10 protein-coding genes are annotated in these 11,100 nt (G+C 72.9%); 7 read left to right on the forward strand and 3 right to left on the reverse strand.

Annotated elements, in window-relative coordinates; translation table 11 throughout:
• Window positions 1-199 precede the first annotated feature (199 nt).
• From ACZ4XJ_RS05990 to ACZ4XJ_RS06010, 5 genes are all read left to right on the forward strand, one after another.
• Complete coding sequence (locus ACZ4XJ_RS05990) at window positions 200-2,815, forward strand: MXAN_6230/SCO0854 family RING domain-containing protein (protein WP_468495484.1); 2,616 nt, start codon at window positions 200-202, stop codon at window positions 2,813-2,815.
• Window positions 2,816-2,864: 49 nt separating this feature from the next.
• A complete protein-coding gene (locus ACZ4XJ_RS05995) occupies window positions 2,865-3,833 on the forward strand; it encodes a DEDDh family exonuclease (RefSeq protein WP_362878106.1) in 969 nt (322 codons plus the stop codon).
• 118 nt (window positions 3,834-3,951) lie between these two features.
• Window positions 3,952-4,203: a hypothetical protein gene (locus tag ACZ4XJ_RS06000; protein WP_362878107.1), complete on the forward strand. Its 252-nt coding sequence runs from the start codon at window positions 3,952-3,954 to the stop codon at window positions 4,201-4,203.
• Between the two features lie 194 nt (window positions 4,204-4,397).
• Entirely contained in the window at window positions 4,398-5,195 is a 798-nt protein-coding gene (locus ACZ4XJ_RS06005) for an SURF1 family cytochrome oxidase biogenesis protein (protein ID WP_362878108.1), read from the forward strand.
• A 10-nt stretch (window positions 5,196-5,205) separates the two neighbouring features.
• Window positions 5,206-5,961, forward strand: a complete 756-nt coding sequence (locus ACZ4XJ_RS06010) for an SDR family oxidoreductase (RefSeq protein WP_468495485.1) — start codon at window positions 5,206-5,208, stop codon at window positions 5,959-5,961.
• A 256-nt stretch (window positions 5,962-6,217) separates the two neighbouring features.
• Here the strand turns inward: ACZ4XJ_RS06010 and ACZ4XJ_RS06015 are convergent, their stop codons facing one another.
• The 3 genes from ACZ4XJ_RS06015 to ACZ4XJ_RS06025 form a co-directional block, all read right to left on the reverse strand.
• Window positions 6,218-6,997: an enoyl-CoA hydratase/isomerase family protein gene (locus ACZ4XJ_RS06015; RefSeq protein WP_362878110.1), complete on the reverse strand. Its 780-nt coding sequence runs from the start codon at window positions 6,995-6,997 to the stop codon at window positions 6,218-6,220.
• Window positions 6,998-7,180: 183 nt separating this feature from the next.
• Window positions 7,181-7,402: a helix-turn-helix domain-containing protein gene (locus ACZ4XJ_RS06020; RefSeq protein WP_007263382.1), complete on the reverse strand. Its 222-nt coding sequence runs from the start codon at window positions 7,400-7,402 to the stop codon at window positions 7,181-7,183.
• A gap of 353 nt (window positions 7,403-7,755) precedes the next feature.
• Window positions 7,756-9,354, reverse strand: a complete 1,599-nt coding sequence (locus ACZ4XJ_RS06025) for an ABC-F family ATP-binding cassette domain-containing protein (protein ID WP_362878111.1) — start codon at window positions 9,352-9,354, stop codon at window positions 7,756-7,758.
• Window positions 9,355-9,652: 298 nt separating this feature from the next.
• Here ACZ4XJ_RS06025 and ypfJ point away from each other — a divergent pair, with 298 nt between their 5' ends.
• Both ypfJ and ACZ4XJ_RS06035 read left to right on the forward strand, forming a co-directional pair.
• Window positions 9,653-10,543, forward strand: coding sequence for a KPN_02809 family neutral zinc metallopeptidase (gene ypfJ / locus ACZ4XJ_RS06030; protein ID WP_362878112.1), 891 nt, complete (start codon window positions 9,653-9,655; stop codon window positions 10,541-10,543).
• 76 nt (window positions 10,544-10,619) lie between these two features.
• On the forward strand, window positions 10,620-11,015 hold the full coding sequence (locus tag ACZ4XJ_RS06035; RefSeq protein WP_362878113.1) for a VOC family protein: 396 nt from the start codon (window positions 10,620-10,622) through the stop codon (window positions 11,013-11,015).
• Window positions 11,016-11,100: the final 85 nt, after the last annotated feature.

An 11,100-nucleotide genomic window follows, 5' to 3' on the forward strand; every position in this document is an offset into this window, starting at 1 on the left:
CGTGCCTTCCGGACCCTGCCCGGCCGGCGTCGTGCGGCGACCGGGCCGACATATCCGTTTGCGGCCGCGCGCGGACCCGTGATGGGATCGATGGTACGGGGGCGGCTCCGCGGCGTGCATCCTTCTCATTCCTTTACGAAAAGTTCCGCGCGCCCACTCTCCGCCCCCGCTTTGTCGTTCGCGGAGGGGAACCAGAGCTGTGTCCGTCATCGATTCCGTCCTGCTGCGCCGGCTCGGGACCGTCCACGTGGACCGGCCGCGGGCCGCCGCCTCACCCGGCCGTGAAGGGGTCCGCCCCCTGGAGGGCGAGCTCCTGGAGCGCGGCCACGCGCTGAGCCCGGAACTGCACGCGGCGCTGTCCGCGCTCGCGCCCACCGACCTCGCCGAGGAACGCCTGCGGCTGCTCGCGCTGGTGGACGAACTGATGGGCGCCGACCGGGTGCACAAGCCGCTCTTCCGCCGCTTCCCCTTCTCCGTCCCGCGCGACACCGAGCGCTGGTACGTCCGCCGCGTCTTCGCCCTGCTGGCCCAGGAACCCGAGCAGCCGTGCGTGCTGTGCGGCGAGCCCGGCACGGTCCACGCCGTCGACCCGTGCGCCCACCTCGTCTGCCGCGCCTGCTGGGACGGCTCCGACCTGACCGGTTGCCCGGTCTGCCACCGACGCGTCGACCCCGCCGACCCCTTCCTGCGCCCCGAGCGCGCCGCCCCCTCCGCCGCGGGCCGGTCCCGCAAGGACCGCGGGCTGCCCGCGGGCCCGCTGCGCCTGCTCCGGCTCTGCACCGACCCGGCCGCCGAGGCGGCCTCCGTCGTCGCGGCGCTGCTCGCCCGGCGGACGCCGCTCCCGCCCCAGGACCTCGGGGACCTGGCCGTCCTGCTGCCCGCCACCCCGGCCGACCCGCACTGGCTCCCCGAGGACATACCCGTACGGGAGACCAAGGCCTTCGTCCTGGGCCGGTTGCTCCCCCGCACCGAGGACCGGGCGCCGCTGCTGCGCCGCCTCACCACCGCCACCGACGTGCTGCGCCTGCTGGCCGTGCTCTCCTGCGGCGAGGCCGGCCTGCGCCCGCTCCCCCGCTTCGCCGGCGTCGACCGGCGGCTGCGCCGCGAACTCCTCGGCGTGCTCGACGCGTTGCCGACGCCCTACCTGATCGAGGACGTGCTGCGGCACCCGGCCGGCTGGAAGCGGGCGGGGGAGAGCCTGCACCCCTTCGAGAAGCCCGCCCGGCATCCGCGGGCCGCGCTCGCCTTCGCCGTGCTGCGCGCCACCACCGTGTCCCCCCTCACCCCCTTCGGCGCCGCCCTGCTGGAGACGGCCGCCGCACACCCCGACGCGGTCCGCGTGGACGGGCACCGCATCCGCCCCGCCACCTGGGCGGGCCGGCTGGAACAGGCCCTCGGTGAGGGGGACGCGGCGGCCGCGGCCGCGCTCGCCGGGCAACGCCCCGGGGAACTGCTGCGCCGCCTCGACCACCTGCTGCGCCTCCACCCGGGCGGGGAACCCCTGCCCGAACTGGAGGCGGCCCTCGACCACGGGCTGCCGGCCGTCGGCGCGGGCCCCCTGCTGTCGGCGCTCGGCGCCCTGCGGGTGCGTGCCGAGGACCGCACCGGCACGCGGCGGGTGTTCTTCCCGGCCGGTCGGGTGACCTCCGCCCTGTCGGTGGTCGAGGAACGACCGCCGCTGCCCGGCCCGCTCGTCACGGCGGTCGTGTCCCGGCTGGAGGCGGAGGTGCTGCGCAGGTTCGCCGCCGCCGACGGGGACCCGTACGACCTGGCCGTCCTCGACCCGGCCCTGTCGGACCTGATGGCTCCCTTCGCCGAGCGGACGGCGGCCCGGGCCCTGGTCTCCGTACCGCGGGGCAGTACGCAGCACCTGCCCTCGGGCGAGGTGCTGCGGTTGTTCCTGCACTGGACGGAGCCCGCGGGCGAACGCACCGACCTGGACCTGTCCGTGGCCTTCTTCGACGCCGACTGGAAGTACACCGGCCTGTGCGACTACACGAGGCTGCGGCACGGGGGCGAGGCGGCCGTGCACTCGGGCGACCTCACCTCGGCCCCCGCCCCGGACGGCGCCACCGAGTACGTCGACCTGGACCTCGCCGCCCTCGCACGGCGCGGTGACGCCTTCGCCGTGCCGATGGTGTTCAGCTTCAACAACGTGCCCTTCGACACGCTGCCGGACGCCTTCGCCGGGTTCATGACCCTGCCCGCGGACCGCCCACGAGGCTCCTCGTACGACCCGCGCACCGTGCGTCAGCGCTTCGACCTGGCCGGCGCATCACAGGTCTGCATGCCGATGGTGGTGGACCTGGCGGCCCGGCGCGCGCTGTGGACGGACGTCCATCTACCGCCGTCCGGCGGCTTCCAGAGCGTCTCCTCCCACGGGGACCGGCTGGCCGAGGTGGCCCGCGACGTCAGCGAGCACTTCGCCGCCGGCTCCCGCACGACCCTGTGGGACCTCGCGGTGTGGCGGGCCGCGGCCCGGACCCGCGAGGTGGCCGTCGTACGCCGGGCACCGGTGCCCGGCCCCGTCGACGAGGTGTGGCTGTACCGGGCGCGGCCCGCCGAGGAACCGGCCGCGTTCGCCGCCCGCATCCGCGCCCTCAAGGCCCCGGATGCCCGGATGCCGCGGTCGGACTCCTACGGGGGCGCCGCCGAAATGGCCGCGGGCCGACGGGTGTTCCTGGCGACGGTCCATGCGGGCCCGGCGCCGGCCGGGGCGTCGGGGACCTCGTACCGGCTGTTCCCGGGACCGGTCGAAGTACCGGACTCCTTCGCCCGGGTGAGCGCCGGGGACCTCGTGGCCGAGCTGGGCTGAAGGGGCGTCGGGCCACGGCTGTCGGTCGGGCCCGATATCCTCTGTGACCATGCTCGCCGACCGTACGACCGCAGAGACGACCTGGCCGACCGCGTACCCACAGGGGTACGCGGTCGTCGACGTGGAGACCACCGGGCTCGCTCGCGACGACCGGATAGTGTCCGCGGCCGTCTACCGGCTCGACGCGCAGGGCAACGTGGAGGACCACTGGTACTCCCTCGTCAACCCGCGCCGGGATCCGGGACCGGTCTGGATCCACGGCCTGACGAGCGACATGCTCCGAGACGCGCCGCTCTTCGAGGACATCGCCGAGGAGTTCGCCGGTCGGCTCGACGGCCGGGTCCTGGTCGCGCACAACGCCATCTTCGACTGGCAGATGATCGCCCGGGAGTACGCGCGGGCCGCGGCGACCGCGCCGGTCCGTCAGCGGCTGTGCACCATCGCCCTGTCGAAGGAACTGAACCTGCCGCTGCCCAACCACAAGCTGGAGTCCCTGGCCGCGCACTTCGGCGTGGTGCAGCAGCGCGCCCACCACGCGCTGGACGACGCCCGCGTGCTCGCGGAGGCCTTCCGCCCTTCCCTGCACACGGCCGCCCGGGACGGCGTACGACTGCCGCTGCTGGAGTGCCGTCCGCTGACGGAGTGGTCGGACACCCCCGCCGCGCCCCGGATCGGCCACCAGGCCTCGTACGGCGGGGGCAGCTGGCGCGCCTCGCGCAAGCGGCCGCCGTGCCCGCACCCGAACCCGGGGCGGTTCGAGGACGGCAAGCCGCTGAAGCAGGGCATGCGCATCGCCTTCTCCGGGGACACCTCCGTGGACCGGGAGTTGTTGGAGGACCGGGCGGTGGAGGCGGGCCTGCACATCGCGACGAGCGTGTCGCGGCTCACCAGCATGCTGGTGACGAACGACCCCGACTCGGCGACCTCCAAGACGCTCAAGGCCCGCTCGTTCGGCACTCCCGTCGTGGACGAGGCCGCCTTCACCCAGCTCCTGCGGGACGTCGCGCCGGCCGACTGAGCACCCGTCCGGCCCCCGCGCCGGCCGCCCCGGGGCGGCTACGCCAGCCGGGTTGAAGTTCTCCGACGACACGAGGACGTCCGCCCGCCCGGGCGGTCCGAACCTCCACGATGCCGCCATGGCACGTTGCGAAGTATGCGGAAATGACTACGACCTGGCGTTCTACGTGGAGACCCAGGACGGCGCGCGGCACGTCTTCGACTCGTTCTCCTGCGCGATCCACCGGATGGCACCCATCTGCGAGCACTGCCGGGTGCAGATCATCGGCCAGGGCGTCGAGGCGGACGGTCACTGGTACTGCGGGGCGCACTGCGCCCGCGCCGAGGGCAAGGCGGGGATCATCGACCGGGTGGGCAGCGCCGCGGGCTGACCCGGGCGCCGCCCGGCGGCCGGTCCGCCTCACGTCCCGCCCCGTCGTCCTCGCGTCCGATCCCGTCGTCCTCCCGTCCGATCCCGTCGTCTCCCGTCCGATCCCGTCGTCTCCCGTCCGATCCCGTCGTCCTCCCGACCCCGGAAGGCCACCCGGCCGCCGGGGTCGTCGCCGCTGGGGGTACCGTCGTGGACGTGTACCGCTTTGTACTGACCCGGCAGTGGGTGTGCCTCACCCTCGTCGCCCTCGCCCTCATCCCCGCGATGATCAAGCTGGGCTTCTGGCAGTTCCACCGCCATGAGCACCGGGTCGCCCAGAACGAGCTGATCGCCCGGAACCTGTACGGGAAGCCCGTGCCGATGACCGGGCTCACCTCCCCCGGCCACACCGTTCCGCGCTCCGACTTCTGGCGTGCCGTCACCGCCACCGGTACCTACGACCCCGCCCACGAGGTGGTCGTGCGGATGCGGACCTCGAACGACGACAAGGTCGGCTTCCACGTCGTGACCCCGCTGGTCCTGACCGACGGGCGGGCCGTGCTGGTCAACCGGGGCTGGGTGGCGGGCGGCGGCGACGCCCGGGCCTACCCGCCGGTGCCGGCCGCGCCGACGGGCGAGGTGACGGTCACCGGCCGGCTGAAGGCGGACGAGACGAGCGGCGGCAGCGGCATCAAGGACCGCAGGGGCCTGCCCGACCGCCAGGTGATGCTGATCAACAGCGAGCAGCAGGCCGCGTCCCTGGGCCGGCCCGTCCTCGGCGGGTACCTGGAACTCACCGCCCCGGCCCCCGCCGAGGGAGGCCCGGAGCCGGTGGGCGAGCCGGACCACGACTCGATCGGCGCGCACATGGCGTACGCCGTGCAGTGGTGGCTGTTCGCGGCGGCCGTGCCGGTCGGCTGGCTGGTTCTGGTCCGCCGGGAGCGGCGCGACCGCGAGGAGGCCGCCGCCGTCGCGGCGGCGAAGGCCGTGTCCCCGGAGCCCGCTTCGGCGTAGCGTGGCCCGCATGGATCTTGGACTGAAGGACCGTGTCTACGTCGTCACCGGAGCCACCCGCGGCCTGGGCTTCGCCTCCGCGCGGGAACTGACCGCCGACGGCGCGAAGGTCGTGGTGACGGGCCGCGACGCGAAGCGGGCCGCGGACGCGGCCGCCGCGCTCGGCCCGAACGCGGTGGGCGTCGCGGCGGACAACGCCGACCCGGCGGTGGCCACGCGGCTGGTGGCGACCGCGAAGGAACGCTTCGGCCGGTTCGACGGCGTCCTCATCAGCGTGGGCGGGCCGGCCCCGGGCCTTTCGGCCGACAACACCGACGAGCAGTGGGCGGCGGCCTTCGAGGCGGTGTTCCTGGGCGCGGTGCGGCTGGCGCGGGCGGCCGCGGCCGAGCTGGGTGAGGGCGGGGTCATCGGCTTCGTGCTGTCGGGCTCGGTGCACGAGCCGATCCCCGGGCTGACCATCTCCAACGGCCTGCGGCCGGGCCTGGCCGGTTTCGCCAAGTCGCTGTCGGTGGACCTGGGCCCGCGCGGGATCCGCGTCGTCGGTCTACTGCCGGCGCGGATCGACACGGACCGGGTGCGCGAACTGGACGCCCTGTCGGGCGACGCGCAGGCGGCGCGGGCCGCCAACGAGTCCCGCATCCCGCTGCGGCGGTACGGCGCCCCGGAGGAGTTCGGCCGCACGGCGGCGTTCCTGCTGTCACCCGCCGCGTCGTACCTGACCGGGGTGATGGTCCCGGTCGACGGCGGTTTCCGGCACGGCTTCTGACCGACCACTCCTTCGGCGGGGGTCCGGATCTCCGGGCACCCGCCGCCGGCGATCCGCTCAGGTCACGCGGTGCGCCCGGTGCGGGGAGACCCTGAGGCGGGCCGCCGCCGGAAGTTCGGGCCGGCCCGCCGAATCAGGGGCGTGCGCGAGGTCCGGCCCGCGCAGCGCGGCCGGCGCGTCGACCGGGACGGCGCACGGCCCCGGTTCCCGCGCGATCCGCAGGTTCGGGGCGTGCCCGCCGGCCAGGTTCTTCGGATCAGTCCGAGAGGCCCGCCAGATCGCGCAGTCGGCGGCCCTGCGCGGCGCGCTCGGCGGTGCGCTGGGCGTCGTACGAGCGGGAGCCGGCGTCGCGGAGCAGCGCCTTGGTCTCGATGACCGCGTCGCGGGGCGGTGCGAGCAGGGCGGTGGTGAGGTCCTGTACGGCGGCGTCGAGTTCGTCGGCGGGGACGACCAGGTTGGCCAAGCCGACGCGCTCGGCTTCCTCGGCGTGCACGAAGCGACCCGTGGCGCAGATCTCCAGCGCCCGGGCGTAACCGACCAGCGCGGTCAGGGGCTGGGTGCCCCCGAGGTCGGGGACGAGTCCCAGGCTGGTCTCGCGCATGGCGAACTGCACGTCGTCCGCGACCACCCGCAGGTCGCACGCGAGCGCGAGCTGGAAGCCGGCGCCGATCGCATGCCCCTGCACGGCGGCGACGGAGACGATGTCATTGCGTCGCCACCAGGTGAAGGCCTCCTGGTACTCGGCGATGGTGGAGTCGAGCAGCTCATCCGCACCACGTGCCAGATCGAGGAAGGACGGCTCGCCCTCGAAACCCTCGGGAGCGAACGCCTGCCGGTCGAGACCCGCGGAGAAGGACTTGCCCTCGCCGCGCAGGACCACGACCCGGACGGTGCCCGGCAGTGACTGTCCGGCTTCCGCCAACGCCCGCCAGAGCGCGGGGGACTGGGCGTTTCGCTTGGCCGGATTGGTCAGGGTCACCGTGGCGACCGAGTCGTCGATGGTGAGCCGTACGCCGTCCTTGTCGAGCAGAGCCATCTGGTGCCTCCGGGTGCAGTCGGCCGCATGCTCGGCCGAAGTGACTGCACAGTAACCACCCGATCGACCACGGGGCCGACCGGGGGGTCACCGAAGGAACCGCGTGTGGAACAGAATCGTCAACCCATCAAGCGTGGAGCCGTCGAGCTTCTCCGGCACCACCCCGGGCCTCCCGGCACGGGGTCAGGCCGCAGCCGCCTTCTTGCCGCGTGTCGCGCCTCCGCGACCGCGCAGCGTGACTCCGGACTCGCTGAGCATCCGATGGACGAATCCGTAGGACCGGCCGGTCTCTTCGGCCAGTGCCCGGATACTCGCACCGGAGTCGTACTTCTTCTTCAGGTCTGCCGCGAGCTTGTCGCGCGCGGCGCCGGTTACCCGGCTGCCCTTCTTCAGAGTCTCGGCCACCCGTGCCTCCTCATGGGAAGTGCGCTCTGGACTTCTCATGATCACCCCTCTCCGGCTTCCTGGCCACCCATTCGGCAAGGTCGGTACGCCGGCATTTCTCGAAGCGTGGACACCCGAGCAGAACGGAATCTCCTCTTCCGCTGCATGACCTCCGTCACACTTCCGTGCCGTCCGGGGAAATCGCCAGGTCAGGGGGCTGGCACGGATGAGCCGAAGACCCCGGTCGCGCATCCTCGGGGATGCGGCCGGGGTCGGCGTACGGCGCGCAACGGTACGAGACCGTCTCACTCAGATGATGGATCACACCTGAGCCGAATGATCCAGAAGGAACTGGATCAACGCCTCGGCGCCGGTCAGGCGAGCGCGACGAGGTCCCGGTAGTCCGGGCCCCACAGGTCCTCGACGCCGTCCGGGAGCAGGATGATGCGCTCCGGTTCCAGGGCCTCCACGGCGCCCTCGTCGTGGGTGACGAGGATGACGGCGCCCTTGTAGGTCCGCAGGGCACCCAGGATCTCCTCGCGGCTGGCCGGGTCGAGGTTGTTCGTGGGCTCGTCGAGGAGCAGGACGTTCGCGGAGGAGACGACCAGGGTGGCCAGGGCCAGCCGGGTCTTCTCGCCGCCGGAGAGCACGCCCGCCGGCTTGTCGACGTCGTCGCCGGAGAACAGGAACGAGCCGAGCGTCTTGCGCACCGCGACCAGGTCCAGGTCGGGCGCCGAGGAACGCATGTTCTCCAGGACGGTGCGCTCGGGGTCGAGCGTCTCGTGCTCCTGGGCGTAGTAGCCGAGCTTGAGGCCGTGACCCGGGACGACGGTGCCGGTGTCCGGCTTCTCCGTGCCCGACAGCAGGCGCAGCAGCGTGGTCTTGCCGGCGCCGTTGAGGCCCAGGATCACGACGCGCGAGCCCTTGTCGATGGCCAGGTCGACGTCGGTGAAGATCTCCAGCGAGCCGTAGGACTTCGACAGGCCCTCGGCGGTCAGCGGGGTCTTGCCGCAGGGCGCCGGGTCCGGGAAGCGCAGCTTGGCGACCTTGTCGGAGACGCGGACGGCGTCGAGGCCGGCGAGCAGTCGGTCGGCGCGCTTGGCCATGTTCTGCGCGGCGACGGTCTTGGTGGCCTTGGCGCGCATCTTGTCGGCCTGCGAGTTCAGGGCCGCGGCCTTCTTCTCGGCGTTCTGGCGCTCGCGCTTGCGGCGCTTCTCGTCGGCCTCGCGCTGCTGCTGGTAGAGCTTCCAGCCCATGTTGTAGACGTCGATCTGGGCGCGGTTGGCGTCCAGGTAGAACACCTTGTTGACGACCGTCTCGACCAGGTCGACGTCGTGGGAGATGACGATGAAGCCGCCGCGGTAGTTCTTCAGGTAGTCGCGCAGCCAGACGATCGAGTCGGCGTCGAGGTGGTTCGTGGGCTCGTCGAGGAGCAGGGTGTCGGCGTCCGAGAAGAGGATCCGCGCGAGCTCGACGCGGCGGCGCTGACCACCGGAGAGGGTGTGCAGCGGCTGGCCGAGGACCCGGTCGGGCAGGCCGAGGGCGGCCGAGATGGTGGCGGCCTCCGCCTCGGCGGAGTAGCCGCCCTTGGTCAGGAACTCGGTCTCCTGGCGCTCGTACTGCTTCATCGCCTTGTCCCGGGTGCCGCCGGAGCCGGAGGCGATGCGCTCCTCGTTCGCGCGCATCTTCTTGATCAGGACGTCGAGTCCGCGCGCGGACAGGATGCGGTCGCGGGCCAGTACGTCGAGGTCGCCGGTGCGCGGGTCCTGCGGCAGGTAGCCGACCTCGCCGGAGCGGGCGATGGACCCGGCGGCGGGCTGGCCCTCGCCCGCGAGGCACTTGGTGAGGGTGGTCTTGCCCGCTCCGTTGCGGCCGACGAGGCCGATGCGGTCGCCCTTGGCGACGCGGAAGGAAGCGGACTCGATGAGGATGCGGGCGCCGGCGCGCAGCTCGATGCCGGTTGCGGTGATCACGGAAATACTCCAGGGCGGTGGGGACGGCGGAAGGCAGGACGCGCGATGCTTCGACGCCGCTAATCCGCAAGGAGATTTGCCATGCGGACCATTCTACCGGGGGTGCGCAACCACTTTTGGGGCACCCGATGGTCCGGGTCCGCTCTCCCGGCACGCCGGTCCGTCGCCCGTTCGGCCCACGGACCGGGCGGCCGCGTCGGGGCGCGTACCAGGATGAACGGGTTGATACTCGCCGCAGGGGTGATCACGTGGCCCCTCGGCGGCACGAATGGCTGCACGGAGACAGAGGCGGTGCGGGATGCAGTTCGACGACAACGCCCATCTGGACACGTCCGAGGTGAACGACGTGCGCGGCAGCCGCATCCCCGGCGGGAGGGCCACGATCGGCGGCGGACTCGTCGGCATCATCGCGCTGATCATGGGGTTGCTGTTCGGGGTCGGGCCGGAGCAGTTGGGGCTGTCGTCGGGCAACGAGGAACCGGCGCCGTCCTCCTCGTCCGTCAACCAGGTGCAGCAGAGCTGCCGGACCGGGCAGGACGCCAACACGCGCGAGGACTGCCGGCTGGTCGCCGTGGTGAACAGCACACAGGACTTCTGGCGGCAGGAGTTCCAGCGGCGCGCCGGCCAGTACAGCCCGGCGCAGACGGTGTTCTTCACCGGCCGGGTGGGAACCGCCTGCGGGGCGGCCACCTCGGCGGTCGGGCCCTTCTACTGCCCCGCCGACCGGAAGGTCTACCTGGACCTGGGCTTCTTCGACGACCTGCGGACGAAGTTCGGCGCGAGCGGCGGCCCCTTCGCCCAGGCGTACGTGGTCGCGCACGAGTACGGACACCACATCCAGAACCTGACCGGCACCCTCCAGCGGGCCCAGGACGGGCAGCAGGGCGCGAACAGCAACGCCGTCAAGGTCGAGCTCCAGGCCGACTGCTACGCGGGGGTCTGGGCGCACAACGCGACGAGGACCCCGGACGAGTCCACGGGGCGGCCGCTGATCACCACCTTGACCGACCAGGACATCCAGGACGGGCTGGACGCGGCGGCGGCCGTCGGCGACGACCGGATCCAGGAGAAGTTCCAGGGCCGCGTGAGCCCCGAGTCCTGGACGCACGGCTCGGCCGAGCAGCGCCGGCAGTGGTTCTACCAGGGCTACCGGACGGGCGACATGGCCCAGTGCAACACCTTCCGCTGACTGTCGGTGGCGCCTGCCATGCTGTGGTGCGGGTCACATCGACGCACCGGCCCGTTCACGAGAGGGAGTGATCGTCATGGCAGGCGTTCCGTCCATCGCCCCGACCCTGCTCTACCGCGACGCGAAGGCGGCGATCCAGCAGCTGACGGAGGCGTTCGGATTCACCCGGGTCTCGGTCTACGAGGGGGACGACGGCGCGGTGATGCACGCCGAGCTGTCGTACGGGAACGGCGTGGTGATGCTCGGCAGCAAGGGCACCGGCGGCGTCTTCGACAAGGCGATGGAGCACGCCGGGCCAGCCGGGGTCTACGTCGTCGTGGACGACGTGGACGCGCACCACCGGCGGGCCGTCGAGCACGGGCTGGAGATCCTCATGGAGCCGACCGACCAGGACTACGGCTCGCGGGACTACATGGCGCGCGACGCCGAGGGCAACATCTGGAGCTTCGGCACGTACGCGCCGCAGGTCTGACGCGCCGCGGGTCCGACGCGCCGCGGGTCCGACCCGCGGCGCGCGGTTCCCTCCCGTACGTCCCGGCCGTCGGCCGGTCACACGC

Source organism: Streptomyces sp. NPDC029836, from assembly GCF_055574495.1.

What these genes read in the sequence shown, in the direction of transcription:
- ACZ4XJ_RS06010 (WP_468495485.1), top strand. Translation starts at nt 5,206, where the DNA reads ATGGATCTTGGACTGAAGGACCGTGTCTACGTCGTCACCGGAGCCACC.
- ypfJ (WP_362878112.1), top strand. Translation starts at nt 9,653, where the DNA reads ATGCAGTTCGACGACAACGCCCATCTGGACACGTCCGAGGTGAACGAC.
- ACZ4XJ_RS05995 (WP_362878106.1), top strand. Translation starts at nt 2,865, where the DNA reads ATGCTCGCCGACCGTACGACCGCAGAGACGACCTGGCCGACCGCGTAC.
- ACZ4XJ_RS06035 (WP_362878113.1), top strand. Translation starts at nt 10,620, where the DNA reads ATGGCAGGCGTTCCGTCCATCGCCCCGACCCTGCTCTACCGCGACGCG.
- ACZ4XJ_RS06015 (WP_362878110.1), bottom strand. Translation starts at nt 6,997, where the DNA reads ATGGCTCTGCTCGACAAGGACGGCGTACGGCTCACCATCGACGACTCG.
- ACZ4XJ_RS06000 (WP_362878107.1), top strand. Translation starts at nt 3,952, where the DNA reads ATGGCACGTTGCGAAGTATGCGGAAATGACTACGACCTGGCGTTCTAC.